The sequence below is a fragment of the Bradyrhizobium sp. McL0615 genome (assembly GCF_049993905.1).
GTDB lineage: Bacteria > Pseudomonadota > Alphaproteobacteria > Rhizobiales > Xanthobacteraceae > Bradyrhizobium.
In genome coordinates this window covers 2,541,096-2,557,071 of the sequence record NZ_CP188254.1, presented here as the reverse complement: position 1 = coordinate 2,557,071, position 15,976 = coordinate 2,541,096, and the positions used below count along the sequence as shown (strand labels likewise).

The window sequence follows — 15,976 nt, the reverse complement described above, 5'->3', positions numbered from 1 at the left end:
TTTCGCATCACTGTTCTCAAGGAAATTGTTGACAAACTAATGCGCTATCGGCCGAAGCGCAACGTTCTGAACGTCATTCCGGGGCGCGCGATAGCACGAACCCGGAATGAAGACACATCATCCTTCCAACTTTTCGTTGGAGACGATCTCGATGCCGAAACCGGAAAGTCCCTTGTAGTCGTGCACCGAGGACGTGAGGTTGACGATCGAGGTGATGCCGAGATCGCGCAAGATCTGGGCACCGACGCCGACTTCGCGCCATTGCCGGTTGCGATCGGCCTCCGCGGTTTTCTGTTCGCCGACCGGCTGAACGGGAACTCCGGCCGCACCGTCGCGCAGATAGACCAGCACGCCGCGGCCGGCCTTATGAAAATGGCTCAGCACGACCTGCATGCGCGCCGGGCCGGTGAAGAGATCCTTGACGATGTTCGGCTTGTGTAGCCGCGTCAGCACGTTCTTGCCGTCGCCGATGCCGTTATAGACGAAGGCGGCATGCGCGATCTCGTCGAAAGGCGAGCGATAGGCATAACCCTGCAGCGGCCCGATCGGGCTGTCGGTGGTGAAGGTCGCGACCCGCTCGATCAACTTCTCGCGTGCCTGGCGATAGGCGATCATGTCAGCGATCGTGACGTGCTTGAGCTTGTGGGTGGCAGCGAAGCGCGCGACCTGCTCGCCCTTCATCACGGTGCCGTCGTCGTTCATCAACTCGGAAATGACGCCGACCGGCGGCAGCCCTGAGAGCTTGCAGAGATCGACCGCCGCCTCAGTGTGGCCGGAGCGCAGCAGCACGCCGCCGTCGCGCGCGATCAGCGGGAAGATGTGACCGGGCCGGGCAAAATCATTGGCGCCGGCATTGGGATTGGCGAGCGCGCGGCAGCACGAGGCGCGTTCATCCGCCGAAATGCCGGTGCCGCCATCGGGCTTGTAGTCGATCGACACCGTGAAGGCGGTGGTGTGGTTGGACTCGTTATGCGCCACCATCGGATCGAGCCGCAGCCGGCGGGCGTCGTCGGTGGTGATCGGTGCGCAGACGATGCCGGAGGTATGGCGGATGATGAACGCCATCTTTTCCGCCGTGCAGAACGACGCCGCGACGATCAGATCGCCCTCGCCCTCGCGATCGTCGTCGTCGGTAACGACGACGAGTTCACCCTTGGCAAAGGCTTGCAGAACTTCCTGGATAGTATCGGCCATTTTCCCAACATCTCGCTATTTGCAGCCAGTGCATTAGCCGGACTCAATGGTCTGCGCCAGCGTCAATACGCAGGGCAGAACGTCGCCGGCCGGCTTGACGGAAGCCCTGCTACAACGGACCGGCATGGCAATAATCATTGACGAGGTCAGGCATCAATCGCCATGGTCACTTCATAAGAACAAGAAACAGACGTCGGGGAAGAGACATGATGCGTCGTCCATCGAATTTCCGTCGGATGGCATGGGTCGGATTGACGCTGCTGGCGGCGGTCGCGGGCGTATCGCAGCCTTCGCGCGCCGCGGACGAGTGGCCGACCCGCGACATCACCTTCTATGTACCCTACGCGCCGGGCGGCTCGACCGACCCGATCAGTCGTAAATATGCCGAGCTGCTGGAGAAGCAACTCAAGGTCAAGGTCATCGTCGAGAACAAGCCCGGCGCTTCCGCGACCATCGGCACCGGCGCGGTGATCCGCGCCGCGCCAGACGGTTATACCATCGGGCTGGGGTCCAGTTCGTCGCTGGCGTACCAGCCGCACGAAATGAAGGGGCTGGCCTGGAAATCGGCCAACGACTACCAGTCGATCGCAAAACTGTCGGACCTGCCGGTCATCCTGGCGGTGCCGGCGGAGGCGCGATGGAAGACGCTCGACGACTTCCTCGCTGAAGCCAAGGCCAACCCGCGCAAGCTGAAGGTTTCAGTGTCCGGGCTGCGCTCCATCAACGACATCGCCATCCAGCAACTCAACAAGCTGGCGGGCCTGCGCATCGCCACGGTGCCGTTTACCGGCGGTGGCGGCGAAGCGACGCTGGCGGCGCTGGGCGGCCGGGTCGACGGCACCGCCGGCTTTGCGCCCGGCATGAAAGGCCAGATCGACGCCGGCAAGCTGCGGGTGCTGGCGGTGTTCCAGGAAGGCAAATACGAGCTGCTTCCGGAAGCCAAGCCGATCGGCGAGACGCCGTGGAAGGACACCTTTCCTGTCGGCTATTACGTGATCGCCCCCAACGGCCTCCCGAAGGCTGTGCTGGAAAAGCTGCTCGCGGTCTCGAAAGTCATCGTCGAGAGCGAGGAGTTCAAGAATTTCCTGAAGACCAACGGCTACACCTGGGATCCGAAATTCGGCGACGACATGAAAAAGGAACTGGCCGGCTATGACGGCAAGTTCCGCGACGTCATCAAGTTCCTGGACGACGACAAGTGACGCCGGTGCGAAGTATTTCGCTCGGCTCGGCGCGGCGGATCACCGCCCTTTTCGCGTTGCTGCTGTCCGCCCTCTGCGTGACGAACGCCTGGCAGACGCTGTCGGTCGGGCGATGGCACAAGCCGGGCGCGGCGATCTTTCCGATCGCGCTGGGCGCCCTGCTGGCAATCTCGGGACTGTCGGTGCTGTTCGAACGGCGTGGCAGCGGCGACGAAGCGATGCCGGCGATCTTTACGCTGCCGGCCGGCAGCGATCTTCGCCGGCTGCTCCTGCTGCTCGCCGCGTTCGCGCTCTACTTCCTGGTGATGCCGGTCGTCGGCAACATGGTCGCCTCGGCGCTGTTCCTGTTCGCCAGCATGTGGCTGCTGTCGGATGATCCCGGCCGATCGCCGCTGCGGCTCGCAGCCTACGCCATCGTCATTGCGCTCTGCTTCGAGTGGTTCTTCGTCCGGCTTCTGAAAGTGCAGATGCCCGGCGGCGTGTTCCGGCAATGGCTGTTTTGACACGCCCCGTCATTTCGGGGCGACGCGAAGCGTCGAACCCGGAATGACGGCAGGAGAATGAAATGAATTCCCTCCAGGGCCTGCTGTATGGATTGAGCGTTGCGGCGACGCCGGCCAATTTGCTGGCGGCCTTCGTCGGCGCATTCGCAGGGACCGCGATCGGCGTGCTGCCCGGGCTCGGCCCGGTCGCCGGCGTCGCCCTGATCCTGCCGCTGACTTTCTCGCTCGACCCGACGGCCGGCCTGATCATGATGGCCGGCATCTTCTACGGCTCGATGTATGGCGGCTCGACCACCGCGATCCTGCTCAACATCCCCGGCGAATCCGCTTCCGTCGTCACCGCGATCGACGGCTATCAGCTCGCCAAGAAGGGCCGCGCCGGCGCGACGCTGACCATCGTCGCCGTCGGCTCCTTCATCGGCGGCACCCTCGCTGTCATCGGCGTCATGATGTTTTCCTCCTATCTCGCCCAGGTCGCGATCCTGTTCGGGCCTGCGGAATTTTTCGCGCTCACCGCAGGCGGCCTGGTCGTGATGTCGCGGATATCGGGCGGCACGCTGGCATCCGCGCTGCTGCCGATGACGATCGGATTGATGCTCGGGACCATCGGCCAGGAAGCGGTCACCGGCGAGACCCGCTTCACGTTTGGAATTCCCGATCTCGCCGAAGGCGTCTCGCTGGTGCCCGTCGTGGTCGGGCTTTACGGTTTTGCCGAACTGATGCTGCTGGTCGAGGACCGGGCGCATGCCGCGAACAAGCCGCAGTCGGTCAAGATGCGCGAGCTGCTGCCGACACGCACCGAATGGAAACGCGCGGTGCCATCATGGCTGCGCGGCACGTTCCTCGGCTTTTTGTTTGGCCTGGTGCCCGGGCCTGCAGCGACGCTGGCCTCGTTCGCCTCCTACCGGCTGGAAAAGGCGACGTCGAAATACGGCGCGGAAATCGGCAGCGGCGCCATCGAAGGCGTCGCCGGCCCGGAAGCCGCCAACAATTCGGCGGCCACCGCCTCGCTGGTGCCGCTGCTCGCGCTCGGCATTCCCTTCACGCCGATCGCGGCGCTGATGATCTCGGCCATGCTGGTGCAGGGCATTCAGCCCGGGCCGCTGTTGATCACCCAGCATCCGGAAATCTTCTGGGGCCTGATCGCCTCGGCCTACATCGGCAATGTCATGCTGTTGGCGCTGAATATCCCGATGGTCGGCGTCTGGGTGAGCCTCTTACGGATTCCGCACTATCTGTTCATTCCGCTGCTGCTGGTGCTGTCGGTGATCGGCACCTACAGCGTCCGCAACAGCATCTTCGACGTCTGGGTGCTGCTCGGCGCCGGCGTCCTCGGCTATTTCTTCAACAAGATGAAGTTCCAGCTCGCGCCGCTGGTGGTCGGCCTCATCCTCGGGCCGAACATCGAGAAGCATTTTCGCGAGGCGCTATTCCTGAGCCAGGGCGATCCCTGGATCTATGTCGAGAGCCCGATCGCGGTCGCGATTTGGCTATTGGTCGCCGCGATCCTGATCGCCGGCTTCATCGCCCGCCGACGCGCGGCATTTGCCGAGGCGATGGCGCAGGACAGTAGTTTGTAATCGCTGTGCGCGTGATCATCCCAGTCAGAAATCGCAAACTCCCAACCTCGCTCCGCTTGCGGGGAGAGGTCGGATCGCACTTGCGATCCGGGTGAGGGGGTACAGGTGCTTCGAAGAACACCGCCGTCGCAGAGGCGCCCCTCACCCTACCCTCGCCCCGCAAGAGCGGGGCGAGGGAGAAGCTAGCACCATCGCTTCTCACTCCTACGGCAGCACCTCGCGGCGCTCGCTGAGCAGCGCGTCGGTTTCGGCGCGCTTGTCCTCCAGCAGCCCGGCTTGCGCGGCCTCGATCACCTTATAGAGCTCGTGGGCGTCGCTGAGCCTGGTCACGGTGACGTAATCGGCGCCGGCCTCGTAGAGATCGTTGACGTCGGCCAAAATCTCCGCGGTCGCGACGATCTTGGCGGTCGGATTCAGCGAGCGGACATGCCGGACCAGCTTTTCGTTGTCGGCGCCCTTCAACAGCGAGTCCGGGATGCTGAGGATGATCAGTTCGGACTTGCCGACGCCGGCATGCACCAGCGTATCGACGCTGCTGATGTCGCCATAGACCACGTGCATCCCGCGGTCGGTCAAGGTGCGGAACACCAGCGGATTGAAATCGATCACGGTGATCTGTTCGAGCACATCAGGACTGCGCCGCTCGATCTCGCTCAACAGGGCGCTGGCCGCGCGAAAGAAACCGAGAATGACGATCCGCCGCGCCTCCCCGTGCCCGCCCTCTTGGCCGGCGTCGGCGTCATGCTTGTGATCGAGATCGCGCAGGCCGATCCGCTTCAGGGGACCGATCAGGCCGCGCGTCACCTGGTCGCTGCGGCCCATCACAAAGGTGCTCAAGACCGCCAGCACCACGAAAGCGAACGACGCCGCGCTCGACGTCTCGGTGCTGATATGATGCGCCGCAACGCCGGTCTGGATGACGACCAGCGAGAATTCCGAGATCTGCGCCAGGTTGATCGCCGGCAACAGGCTCGCGCGCAGACCCTGCTTCATCAGATAGAGCGGCACGAACGTCGTCACCACGCGACTGACGACGGTAAACGCCGCAATCATCAGCGCCAGCCCGATCACCGACGCTCCCGGGATCGGGATCGTCATGCCGAGCGAGACGAAGAACAGCGTGATGAAGAAGTCGCGCAGCGTGGTCACCTTGGCCGTGACGTCGAGCGCATAGGGGAAGGTCGACAGCGAAACGCCCGCCACCAGCGAGCCCATCTCGCGCGACAGATGCAGTTTTTCGGCGATCTCGCCAATCAGGAAGCACCAGGCCAGCGCGCCGAGCAGGATCAGTTCCGGCCGCCGCGCGATCTGGTGAAACAGCCTCGGCAGCACGTAGCGGCTCAGCACCAGCGCGGTCGTCACCAGCACGCCGACCCGGGCGATCGAGATCAGGATCACGCTCACTTGCAGATTATCGAGGCTCGGCTGCACCGCCAGGAACAGGATTGCAAAAATGTCCTGCAGCACCAGCACGCCGAGCGTGACCCGGCCCGGCAGCGTGTCGAGTTCGCGCTTCTCGTAGAGCACCTTGACGATGATCACCGTGCTCGACAGCGCGCAGGCGACGCAGAGATAGAGCGCGTCGAAATGGCCGCCGCCCATCGACAGGCCGATCCCAATAAAGAACAATATCCCGAGCAGGCAACCGCCGATCAACTGCCCGCCCGCGGCAAACAGGATGACCTTGCCGGCGCGCACGATCTTCTTCAGGTCGATTTCCAGCCCGATCATGAACAGCATGAAGATCAGGCCGAGTTCGGAGATGACGTTGATCGAATCCTGGGACTTGACCAAGCCCACGCCGAATGGACCAATGAGGAACCCGGCGATAAGGTAGGCCAGGATCAGCGGCTGCCGGGAAAAATGCGCCAACAGGCCGAGCACCCAGGCGAACAGGATACATAAGGTGATATCGCGAATAAGTTCGTGCATGGTTCCGATCTTGCCCCTACCCCAACCTAGAGGTCCCGACGCAGGGGTCAAACAAGCAATGTGTCACAGCCATAGAATGGGGGCTTTTCTCGCGATTCTGGCCGCGCTGTCGATCCTGTATGGCCCGGCGGCCCGCGCGCAGGCCGGGGCCATCGAACAAAATTTTGCAGCCTCCCTCACCGCGGTGCCGGCGGAAAATCTCGCCGTCGCAGGCGCATTCTATGTGCCGGTCTATTCCAGCGTCTCGATGAGCCAAGGCAAGCTGCGGGCGGATTTTTCGGTCACGCTCAGCGTCCACAACGCCTCCGAAACCCGGCCGCTGGTGCTGAAGCGGATCGCCTATTTCGACACATCAGGCAAGATGGTGGACAGCTACCTCAAGTCGCCGGTTGCGCTAAAACCGTTCGCGACCGTCGAAGTCTTCATTCCCGCAAATGACGTGCGCGGCGGAACGGGCGCCAATTTCGTGGTCGACTGGGCGGCCACGGGCGAAATCGCCGAACCTGCGGTCGAGGCGCTGATGGTCGGCAGCGTTGGACCCGGGCATTATGCCTTCATCACCCAGGGGCGGCCGATCAGGGTTATGAAGAACTAGCCTGCAAAAACCAGCCTGCCGGAGGGTCGGAAGACCCTCTCAACGAAAAACAAAACGGGAGTGAATATCCATGTCCACCGCAACCCCCTTCGATTTTGCGCCATTGCTGCCCGCCGGATTGCCGGCGCCGGCAGCGCGGTGGACGGGCCTTGCCAAATACAGCTTCGTCGGCGGCAACAACGACCCCGACCAGGTTCCGGTCGACGGCCTGATCGACGCGATCAATGCCGTGCTCCGGCGCGAGGGCAAGACGCTGGCGACCTACGGGCTCGCCAGCGGCCCGCAGGGTTATCGTCCCCTGCGCGAATTCCTCACCGCAAAACTCAAGCGCGACGCCGGCATCGCCTGCGGCGCCGACGACATCATGATCGTCTCGGGCTCGCTGCAGGCGCTCGATCTCGTCAATCAGACCTTGCTGACGCGCGGCGACACCGTGCTGGTCGAACAGGAGACCTATCAGGGCGCGCTGAACCGCCTGACGCGGCTCGGCGTCAAGGCGGTCGGCATTCCCCTGGATGACGAGGGCATGCGGATGGACGCGCTGGCGGCAGCGCTTGCCGACCACAAGAGCCGCGGCATCACGCCAAAATACATCTACACCATTCCGACCGTGCAGAACCCGACCGGGTCGATCATGCCGGAGACGCGCCGCGCGGAGATGCTGAAGCTGTCGCAGCAATATGGCGTGCCGATTTTCGAGGACGATTGCTACGCCGACCTGATCTGGAAAGGCGAACGTCCGCCCGCGATCTACGCCATGAGCCAGCACGGCGGCGTCATTCACATCGGCTCGTTCTCGAAATCGATCGCGCCAGCACTGCGGGTCGGTTTCATCGTAGCCCCCTGGGAAATGACGTCACGGATGCTGGCGCTGAAGACCGATGCCGGAAGCGGCGCACTGGAGCAGATGGTGCTGGCGGAATATTGCGCACCGCATTTTTCCACCCATGTGCCGAAACTGACGCGCGGCCTGCGCGCCAAGCTCGATACGCTGATGGAAGCGCTCAACGAGCAGTTCGGCACCGCGGCCGAATTCGAAGATCCCAAGGGCGGCATCTTCCTGTGGGTGAAACTGCCCGACAATGTCGACACGCTGAAACTTTATCAGGCCGCGCTTGCAGCGGGCGTCGCCATCAATCCTGGGCCGGAATGGTCGACCGACAAGGCCTATGCCGGCAGCCGGCTGCGGCTGTGCTTCGCCAGCCCCTCGCAGGAACAGATCCGCGAGGGCGTCGCCGTACTCGCCGAAGTGTGCCGCAAGGAGTTTGGCGTGCCGGAGCGAATTGCGAATGTAGAGAAGCGCGCGCGGAGCTGAGCGCTCAGGCCCCGTGCGCTTTTCACATCGGTCATATTGGGTTTCCGCCTCGGTCCTTCCCTGTGAAGGATCGCATCTGGTGGCAACATCGCTGGCGGCTTGTCAGGCTCCGCCCGACAGCATCTTCACCAGGCGATAGAGATACTCCTGCCCTTGGTAGAACGATTTCACGGCAACGCGCTCGTCCTTGCCATGGGCGCGAACGTCGTTGATGTCGCCCGCGAGACCGGAATGGCCGTAGGTCGGAATTCCCGCATTGCGCAGATAGCTGCCGTCGGTTGCCCCCGCGCTCATGACGGGAAGGATCACGGCGGTCGGCCAGAATTCCTTCGACAGTTTCCCGATCGTACCCATGATCTCCTCGTGCAGGGCCGAGGGCGCGCTCAGGACTGCCTTTTCGAGCTGGGTGACCTTGATCTGATCGTCGTCGAGCACCTTCTCAAGCGCCGCCTTGACGCCTTCGACCGGCTCGCCCGGCATGACCCGGCAATTGACCTTGGCGGTCGCAAGCTGCGGCAGCGCGTTCAGGGCGTGGCCGCCCTCCAGCATCGTCGCCACGCAGGTGGTGCGGAGCTGCGCATTGTAGACTGGATTGGCCGCGAGCCGGACGAACGACAGCGACGCCGGGTCGGGCTTGTCCGACAGGGCGGCGCGGATGTCGGCGGCGGTCTGCTCGCCCTCGAACTGAGCGGTGCGATCGAAATAGGCGCGCGTCGTCTCGTTCAGATTCATCGGGAATCTGAAGTTCGAGAGCCGGACCAGCCCTTCCGCCAGCCGATAGATCGCGTTGTCCTTTGCGGGCAGCGAGCTATGGCCGCCCTTGTTCTTTACTTCCAAGAGGAAGCTGACCGAGACCTTTTCCGAGGTCTGAACGCTGTTGCGGATCGGCTTGCCGTCCTTCAACCCGACGCTGCCTCCTTCGTTGAGCGCGAACTCGGCGTCGATCAGATCGCGATGGTGCTTCAGCAGCCACTGGATGCCGACCTCGTTACGGTCGAGGATTTCCTCGTCGGTCTCAAGGGCCAGGATGATATCGCGGTCGGGCTTGTAACCCTCCTTCTTGTAGCGGATCATGTTGGCAACGAAGGTTGCCGCCATGAATTTGTCGTCGCCGGTACCGCGTCCGTAGTAATAGCCGTCTTTCTCGATCAGCTTAAACGGATCGACCGACCAGTCCTCGTGATTTGCAGGCACCACGTCGATATGGGCAAGCAGGAGGATCGGCTTGCGCGCGCCGGTACCGCGCAGCCGCACCACAAGGTTGCCCTTGCGCGGCGCGGACTGCAACACCTGCACGTCACCATCCGCAAAGCCAGCCGCACGAAGCCGCGCCGCCATCGCTTCAGCCGCCTTGGCGGTGTCGCCGGTCGCGGTCACCGTGTTGATCTCGACGAGTTCCTTGTAGATGTCGTAGGCAAACTGCTGCTGCGGGGTCAAAGTGTCGGCAACGGCGGCTGCGATCAATGTCGAGGCAAGCGTCGCCGAAAGCAACACCTGACGAAGCTTCCAGATTGTGGATCTACGCATCTTTCTCCCCCTCTTATTTGCTGTTGTCCTTGACCGCGATCACCTCGATCTCGACCAGAAAGCCGGGATTGGCGAGCGCTGCGACGCCGACGACCGAGCGCGCCGGCAGATTCGGCTGGCTGCCGCCGAAGAACTGGGTGTAGCCCTCCATGAAGCCTTTGAAGTCCATCGGCGCCGTGCCGCTGTGCACCAGGAAGACCTGCATCTTCACCACGTCGCCCATGGTGAGCCCAAGGCCTTCGAGAATGGTCTTGATCCGGTTCAGCACGCCGACCGACTGGATTTTGGTGTCACCATAGGCCTGCAGGCTCGCGGGATCGGCGTCCTTGTTGACCACCGGCGGCACCTGACCGCTGACGTAATAGGTCGTGACGTTGCCTCTGACCTCGACAGATTGTGCGATCGGAAAGGTCGAGTTCGGGATCGGATGCCGCACGATCTCGGCCCGCGCCGCCGGACATGCCGCCAACAGTGCAGCAAGCGCGAAGATGATCCGTTTTTGCATAAGCCTCTCCCTTTTCCCCTAGCGGCGCACCTGCTTGACGTCGGCTGCGGTCACCGCGTCGGTGAAGTTATTGCCGAAATGCGTCCGCACATAATTCACGACCTCGGCGACCTGACCATCGGTCATCATCTCGCCGAACGGCGGCATGCCGCGTTGACCGTTGACGACAAGATAGACCGCATAGCCGCCGGCTTCGAGTTTCTTGTTGCGGGCCAGCGGGGGATAGGCGCCGGCACCTTTGGCGCCCTCGCCCTGCGGCATGTGGCAGCCCTGACACAGCGACCGGTAGATTGCTTCGCCGGTGGTCTGCTGGAATTTCGGTCCCACCGAGAACGTGGGCTGGACGCTGGTTGTGGGCGTGCTGCTTTGCGCCTGGGCACTCTGGGCGACAACCACTGCCAGAACGGCAATGGCGCTTGCGAGATAGTATGGGATATTGCTCGCGTTCATGGTCATTTGCGGTCGGTGATGTGCATGGTCAGGTCGCTCTCGCCATCAAGCGGTGGCGCGCGCGTGCAGGCGCCGGATTGCGTCGAGTGAGGAAAGGATAGCGCCTTCCTGCCACGCGGGGATATGGGAGACGTGCTCGCCGGCCAACGCAATACGACCGTCCACCTGGCACAGGGCCTTGTAGTGCTGGTCTCTCAGCGCGTCGGTCCATTTGCCGTAGCAGCCGTGATTGCCGGGCACGCGGTACCAAGCCACTGACATGCCGTTGTCGAACTCGTGGGCGTACTGCGGATGGATCTGGCTGCCATCCTCCACGGCGCGACGGACGCGCTCCTCCGGAGCCATCGCGCCGAATTCGAAGGAGTTGGGCCCATCGAACACGTAGGCGCCCAGCACCACGGCAGGGCCGGACGCGCCGTAGCGCGTGGAGGGGTAGGAAATGCGCGAAATCGGCAGGTCGGTATAGGTGATGCCGCCGTAGATGTGCTCGTCCTCCTCCCAGAACCGCCGTTTGAACTGCAGCCCTACCTTGATCGACGAGCCGTAGGGTACGGCATTGATGGCGGCCTGCATCGCGGCGCCTACCTGGATGTCGATCTGACTCAGGATCGACAGCGGGATGGTGCACAGGCACCAATCGGCCTTTTCCTGCTGCAGCGCGCCGCCGCGGGCCTCGTCCGCAAAAGTGACGGTCACGCCACGTTCGTTCTGTTCGATGCGGGTGACGCGGGCCTGGTACCGGATGAGGTTGCCGACCTTCCCGGCGAAGGCCTTGGCGATCATGTCCATGCCGCCCACCGGCTGGAACATGGTGCTTTGGAACTCATAGGCTTGGCCGGCGGCGATAGCGCGCCACAGCCTGGACTGCAACAGCTCGCTGAATTCGAGCGGCTTGGATGGCTTCGCCGACGGCATCAGGCCTCCGCCGGGATCGATCTCGTAGCCGCGCCAGGCGCTGGTGGCGATGCCTTCGCGGTAGCGAAACTCGGCATCGAGCGCGCCCCAGCGGCGCAGGCCTTCGAGCAGCTTCTCCTTGTCTTCTTGTGTCAGCACGGAATCAAGACTGCCCTGGCGCGTGGCCTTGCCCAGCAGTTCCGCCACATGACCCTGGAAGTCGGCCTGCACATGGCGGTAGCGCTGCGGCTTGCCGCCATAGGCCGTGCTCGAGTGGACCCAGGCGTTGTAGTTGACCTGCACGAACGGTTCGAGTGCGACGCCAAGCTGCCGGCAGTAATGAAGCACGGCATAGTGGTGGTAGGGGATGCGCCAGGGACCAGCGTTGAAGTACTCGCCCTTGGCGAAGCGGCAGTGCTGCACGCCGCCGCCGAGCTCGGTGAAGGTGTCGCCACCGCGTATCGACCAGCAGCGTCCACCTGCACGCTGGTTGTATTCCAGGATCGTGACCTTGTAGCCGGCATTGCGCAGTTCGAGCGCCGCGACCATGCCGGCCAGTCCGGCGCCGAGAATCAGCACGCTGCTGCCCTTCTTCGCGCCAGCCAGCTGGGGTGGGCCAGAGAAGTTTGATTCGGCGGCGAAGCCCAGCGATGTCATCGCCTGGTACATGGCGCCACCGCCGGCTGCCGTGCCGATCATGTTCAGCAAGTCGCGTCGGGTGAATGCCGGTGTGTTTTCATGGATCATGAGCAAGGCCTTTGCTTCAGCCTCATGTGGTCCCGTTGGCAGGGATGAGCGATAAATCCGTCCCGCACGGAACTCTGTTAAGAGGTTAGCAATCTGGACGACCACAGGGAAATGAACAACGATTGGGAGGAGATCGACGGCTTCAACTCTCCGGGAGCGTACAGGAGATTTTGTACATACATCGAAAAGCAAATGGCGTCGGGAGACGCTCTCGAGCGAACCGCATATCCGAACTATGGGAAAGGCATGATTTTTGGTGGCCGCTGGTTCGAGGACCGCGGCACAAAACAGATTTGGCGGCCGGTGCGGCCTGATTTCCCCGTTCAGAGGCTTATGGGAAAAGGTTGATCTCAACGCCGATTGATCGGCGGCTCGGCGAATGAATTTCGCAACGCCACGCTATTCGCAGCGAAACACCAGCGCGATCCGCAACAGCCGTACGATCGAGACATTGCCCTTGCCGGCCTCGATCTGCGCCACGAAGCGCTCGGAAAGACCGGACAGGCGGGCGAGCTCCCGGCGCGACATGCCGCGCAGCGCGCGCATCTCGCGCACGCGGATCCCGAGTTGCCTGAGAAACTCGCTTTCGTGAGGCAGGCGGCCGTCCTCGTCGCGCAGGATCGGCCGGACCGGACGGTTCAGACGCCTCTCGGTATGGGACAGGCTTTCGCTACGGGCCACGCTCAATCCTTTCGCCCGCCATGATCGCGAAGCGAAAGGGCCGCCGCATTGATCGGGATCAAATGCGTTGCCGGACGTCCCGTGACTGGGCCCAGCGGCTGCGGGGCTATGGCGTCCTATTCGCTCTTGATCCCGGTCTCGGCGATCAGCTTGCCCCATTTCGCGCTTTCGCTCTGGATGAATTTTGCGAAATCTTCGGGCGAGGTCGGCGCGGGTTCGGCGCCGAGGATGCGGATTTTCTCGATCGCGGCGGGATCGCCCAACGCCTTCACGAAGGCGGCATTCAGCGTGCTGATGATTTCGGGCGGCGTGCCGGCAGGCGCGACGACGCCGAACCAGCCGACGGATTCGAACTCGCTCAGGCCCTGCTCCGCCAGCGGGGAAACGTCGGGCAGGAAGACCACACGTTTTGCGGCGGAGACGCCGAGCGCTTTCAACTTGCCATCGTTGATCAACTGCTTGGACGCGGGGATATCCAGCACGGCGAGCGGGATGTGGCCGGCGAGAACGTCGACCGAGGCCGGCGCGGTGCCGCGATAGGCGATCAACTGAATTCCGGTGCCGGCCTTTTGATTGAACAGCGCCGAGGTCAAGTGCATCGCGGTGCCGTTGCCGCCATGGCCGATCGACATGCCCTGCGGTTCCGCCTTGGCCTTCGCAATCACATCCGCGATCGAGCTAATGCCCGACTGCTGCGAAGCCACCAGCACGAACGGGATTTCCGCCAGCATCGTCACCGGCGCCAGATCCTTGATCGGATCGAACGGCATCGCTGCGGGATTGAGGTGGGGATTGACCGTCAGCACGCCGGCCGCGGCGACACCGAGCGTGTAGCCGTCAGGCGCAGCCTTCGCCACCGCCCCGATCCCGATATTGCCGCCCGCGCCCGACTTGTTCTCGATGATGATCGTCTGGCCCAGTGTCTCCGACAGCACGGGCTGCAGGGCGCGGATCACGATATCGGCACTCCCGCCGGGCGGAAACGTCACGATGATCTTGATCGGTTGATCAGGATATGCGTTTGCTGCATCAATCGCGAACGATGACAGCGACAAGGCGACAGCAACGGCACCGACAAAGGCACGCCGGAAAGACGGAAACATTCAAGGCCCCCGATGATCTCTGTGGTTAGCAGTAATGCATGAACGTCCAAAGGCAACAAGCGACATGCCGGCAATCAACAAACAAGTGAGCGACAGGTTAATGACTAGTGTTCTCGTGATCGGCGCCGGTCCAGTTGGACTAACGCTGGCGATGGACCTTGCAACCAGGGGAATACGTGTCACCGTCGTGGAAACACGCTCTGCGGGCGAACCGCCGAGCGTGAAATGCAACCACGTCTCGGCACGTTCGATGGAGATTTTTCGACGGCTCGGACTCGCGCATAAGTTGCGCAACACCGGACTGCCCGCCGACTACCCGAATGATTGCTCCTACCGCACCACCGCAACAGGCATCGAGCTGTCGCGCATCCTGATTCCCTGCCGGCGCGATCGCTATACCGCGACCGGCGGTCCGGACACCGGCTGGCCGACGGCTGAGCCGCCACACCGCATCAACCAGATCGACATGGAGCCCGTGCTGTTCGACCACGCGGCAGCCATCGACGGGCTTGCGATCCTGAACCGCACCGCGTTCGAGGATTTCAGCGAACACGATGAAGGAATCGTTGCGACCGTTCGGAACCTCGACACCGGAACGGTCTCGCAGATTCACGCCGATTTCATCGTCGGATGCGACGGGGCGCGCTCGCTGGTGCGCAAGGCGATCGACGCCAATCTGCAGGGAACGCCGATCATCCAGCGCGTGCAATCGACCTATATCCACGCCCCCGGCCTGCTCGCTTTGATGGACGCACCGGCATGGATGACGCTGTCGCTCAATCCGCGGCGCTGCGGCACGATGGTTGCGATCGACGGCCGCGAAAAATGGCTGATCCATAACCACCTCAACAAGGAAGACGAGACCTTCGAGTCGGTCGATCGCGACGCCTCGATCCGCGCCATCCTCGGCGTCGGTCCCGATTTCGAATACGAGATCCTCAGCAAGGAAGACTGGGTCGGCCGCCGCCTCGTCGCCGACCGCTTTCGCAAAGGGCGCGCCTTCATCTGCGGCGACGCCGCGCATCTGTGGATGCCCTATGCCGGCTACGGCATGAATGCCGGCATCGCGGACGCCACCAACCTCGCATGGCTGCTCGCGGCCCATCTGCAGGGATGGGCGGGCATCGGCATCCTCGATGCCTACGAGGCCGAGCGCCTTCCCATCACCGAGCAGGTGTCGCGCTTTGCCATGGACATGGCCGGCAAGGTGCTGAGCCAGCGCCGCACCGTACCCGATGAAATCGAACAGCCGGGGCCGGAAGGCGACGCCGTGCGCAAGCAGGTGGGGCAAGCCGCCTATGATCTGAACGTGCAGCAATATTGCTGCGCCGGCCTCAACTTCGGTTATTTCTACGATCAGTCCCCGATCATCGTCTATGACGGCGCCGAGCAACCGGGTTTTACGATGGCGGATTTCACGCCATCCTCGACGCCGGGCTGCCGGCTTCCACTTGCGAAGCTGTCCGATGGACGGCTGGTCTATGATGCACTCGGGCCGGGCTACACGCTGTTGCGCTACGATCAGGATATAACGATTGCGCCGTTGACGGACGCGATGCGCGCCAACGGTGTGCCGTTCGCGGTCGTCGATATCGCCGCCGGCGAAGCACAGCCGCCCGGTTCCCGCAAACTCATTCTTGCGCGCACCGATCAGCACGTTGCCTGGCGGGGCGACGCCATCCCTGACAATCCCGCACATCTCGTGGGCAAGTTGCTCGGCCGGGGCCTCGGGCCAGCATGATCCCGAC

Annotated in this window: 14 protein-coding genes; 6 read left to right on the top strand and 8 right to left on the bottom strand. The window is 63.1% G+C overall.

Annotated elements, in window-relative coordinates:
• Nucleotides 1-117: 117 nt before the first annotated feature.
• Nucleotides 118-1,194: a 3,4-dihydroxy-2-butanone-4-phosphate synthase gene (ribB, locus tag ACPPVP_RS12290; RefSeq protein WP_426534473.1), complete on the bottom strand. Its 1,077-nt coding sequence runs from the start codon at nt 1,192-1,194 to the stop codon at nt 118-120.
• A 206-nt stretch (nt 1,195-1,400) separates the two neighbouring features.
• Between ribB and ACPPVP_RS12285 the strand changes: the two genes are divergently transcribed.
• The 3 genes from ACPPVP_RS12285 to ACPPVP_RS12275 all read left to right on the top strand — a co-directional run bounded on the left by ACPPVP_RS12285 (nt 1,401) and on the right by ACPPVP_RS12275 (nt 4,479).
• Nucleotides 1,401-2,396, top strand: a complete 996-nt coding sequence (locus ACPPVP_RS12285; RefSeq protein WP_426534471.1) for a Bug family tripartite tricarboxylate transporter substrate binding protein — start codon at nt 1,401-1,403, stop codon at nt 2,394-2,396.
• Between the two features lie 5 nt (nt 2,397-2,401).
• A complete protein-coding gene (locus ACPPVP_RS12280; RefSeq protein WP_426534469.1) occupies nt 2,402-2,899 on the top strand; it encodes a tripartite tricarboxylate transporter TctB family protein in 498 nt (165 codons plus the stop codon).
• A gap of 62 nt (nt 2,900-2,961) precedes the next feature.
• A complete protein-coding gene (locus tag ACPPVP_RS12275) occupies nt 2,962-4,479 on the top strand; it encodes a tripartite tricarboxylate transporter permease (RefSeq protein WP_426534467.1) in 1,518 nt (505 codons plus the stop codon).
• A 204-nt stretch (nt 4,480-4,683) separates the two neighbouring features.
• Here ACPPVP_RS12275 and ACPPVP_RS12270 read toward each other — a convergent pair whose 3' ends face one another.
• A complete protein-coding gene (locus ACPPVP_RS12270; protein WP_426534465.1) occupies nt 4,684-6,411 on the bottom strand; it encodes a cation:proton antiporter in 1,728 nt (575 codons plus the stop codon).
• 76 nt (nt 6,412-6,487) lie between these two features.
• Here ACPPVP_RS12270 and ACPPVP_RS12265 point away from each other — a divergent pair, with 76 nt between their 5' ends.
• Entirely contained in the window at nt 6,488-7,006 is a 519-nt protein-coding gene (locus ACPPVP_RS12265) for a DUF3124 domain-containing protein (RefSeq protein ID WP_426534463.1), read from the top strand.
• A gap of 70 nt (nt 7,007-7,076) precedes the next feature.
• The gene (locus ACPPVP_RS12260) at nt 7,077-8,321 is read left to right on the top strand and encodes a PLP-dependent aminotransferase family protein (protein WP_426534461.1); all 1,245 of its coding nucleotides are present in this window, start codon (nt 7,077-7,079) and stop codon (nt 8,319-8,321) included.
• A 102-nt stretch (nt 8,322-8,423) separates the two neighbouring features.
• Here the strand turns inward: ACPPVP_RS12260 and ACPPVP_RS12255 are convergent, their stop codons facing one another.
• From ACPPVP_RS12255 to ACPPVP_RS12230, 6 genes are all read right to left on the bottom strand, one after another.
• Nucleotides 8,424-9,848 carry a M20/M25/M40 family metallo-hydrolase gene (locus ACPPVP_RS12255; protein WP_426534459.1) on the bottom strand — a complete coding sequence of 475 codons (1,425 nt, stop codon included), beginning with the start codon at nt 9,846-9,848 and terminating at the stop codon, nt 8,424-8,426.
• A gap of 13 nt (nt 9,849-9,861) precedes the next feature.
• A complete protein-coding gene (locus tag ACPPVP_RS12250; protein ID WP_426534457.1) occupies nt 9,862-10,353 on the bottom strand; it encodes a RidA family protein in 492 nt (163 codons plus the stop codon).
• Nucleotides 10,354-10,371: 18 nt separating this feature from the next.
• Nucleotides 10,372-10,803 carry a c-type cytochrome gene (locus ACPPVP_RS12245; RefSeq protein WP_426534455.1) on the bottom strand — a complete coding sequence of 144 codons (432 nt, stop codon included), beginning with the start codon at nt 10,801-10,803 and terminating at the stop codon, nt 10,372-10,374.
• Nucleotides 10,804-10,848: 45 nt separating this feature from the next.
• Nucleotides 10,849-12,444 (bottom strand): flavin monoamine oxidase family protein, encoded by a 1,596-nt coding sequence (locus tag ACPPVP_RS12240; RefSeq protein WP_426534453.1) that lies wholly within the window; start codon nt 12,442-12,444, stop codon nt 10,849-10,851.
• Between the two features lie 399 nt (nt 12,445-12,843).
• A complete protein-coding gene (locus tag ACPPVP_RS12235; protein WP_426534451.1) occupies nt 12,844-13,125 on the bottom strand; it encodes a helix-turn-helix domain-containing protein in 282 nt (93 codons plus the stop codon).
• 116 nt (nt 13,126-13,241) lie between these two features.
• Nucleotides 13,242-14,228 (bottom strand): Bug family tripartite tricarboxylate transporter substrate binding protein, encoded by a 987-nt coding sequence (locus tag ACPPVP_RS12230; protein ID WP_426534449.1) that lies wholly within the window; start codon nt 14,226-14,228, stop codon nt 13,242-13,244.
• Nucleotides 14,229-14,328: 100 nt separating this feature from the next.
• Between ACPPVP_RS12230 and ACPPVP_RS12225 the strand changes: the two genes are divergently transcribed.
• The gene (locus ACPPVP_RS12225; RefSeq protein ID WP_426534447.1) at nt 14,329-15,969 is read left to right on the top strand and encodes an FAD-dependent oxidoreductase; all 1,641 of its coding nucleotides are present in this window, start codon (nt 14,329-14,331) and stop codon (nt 15,967-15,969) included.
• The last annotated feature ends 7 nt before the right edge of the window (nt 15,970-15,976 follow it).

Coding starts and splice junctions, on each gene's coding strand:
- ribB (WP_426534473.1), bottom strand. CDS start 1,194: ATGGCCGATACTATCCAGGAAGTTCTGCAAGCCTTTGCCAAGGGTGAA.
- ACPPVP_RS12285 (WP_426534471.1), top strand. CDS start 1,401: ATGATGCGTCGTCCATCGAATTTCCGTCGGATGGCATGGGTCGGATTG.
- ACPPVP_RS12275 (WP_426534467.1), top strand. CDS start 2,962: ATGAATTCCCTCCAGGGCCTGCTGTATGGATTGAGCGTTGCGGCGACG.
- ACPPVP_RS12270 (WP_426534465.1), bottom strand. CDS start 6,411: ATGCACGAACTTATTCGCGATATCACCTTATGTATCCTGTTCGCCTGG.
- ACPPVP_RS12265 (WP_426534463.1), top strand. CDS start 6,488: ATGGGGGCTTTTCTCGCGATTCTGGCCGCGCTGTCGATCCTGTATGGC.
- ACPPVP_RS12260 (WP_426534461.1), top strand. CDS start 7,077: ATGTCCACCGCAACCCCCTTCGATTTTGCGCCATTGCTGCCCGCCGGA.
- ACPPVP_RS12255 (WP_426534459.1), bottom strand. CDS start 9,848: ATGCGTAGATCCACAATCTGGAAGCTTCGTCAGGTGTTGCTTTCGGCG.
- ACPPVP_RS12250 (WP_426534457.1), bottom strand. CDS start 10,353: ATGCAAAAACGGATCATCTTCGCGCTTGCTGCACTGTTGGCGGCATGT.
- ACPPVP_RS12245 (WP_426534455.1), bottom strand. CDS start 10,803: ATGAACGCGAGCAATATCCCATACTATCTCGCAAGCGCCATTGCCGTT.
- ACPPVP_RS12240 (WP_426534453.1), bottom strand. CDS start 12,444: ATGATCCATGAAAACACACCGGCATTCACCCGACGCGACTTGCTGAAC.
- ACPPVP_RS12230 (WP_426534449.1), bottom strand. CDS start 14,228: ATGTTTCCGTCTTTCCGGCGTGCCTTTGTCGGTGCCGTTGCTGTCGCC.
- ACPPVP_RS12225 (WP_426534447.1), top strand. CDS start 14,329: ATGACTAGTGTTCTCGTGATCGGCGCCGGTCCAGTTGGACTAACGCTG.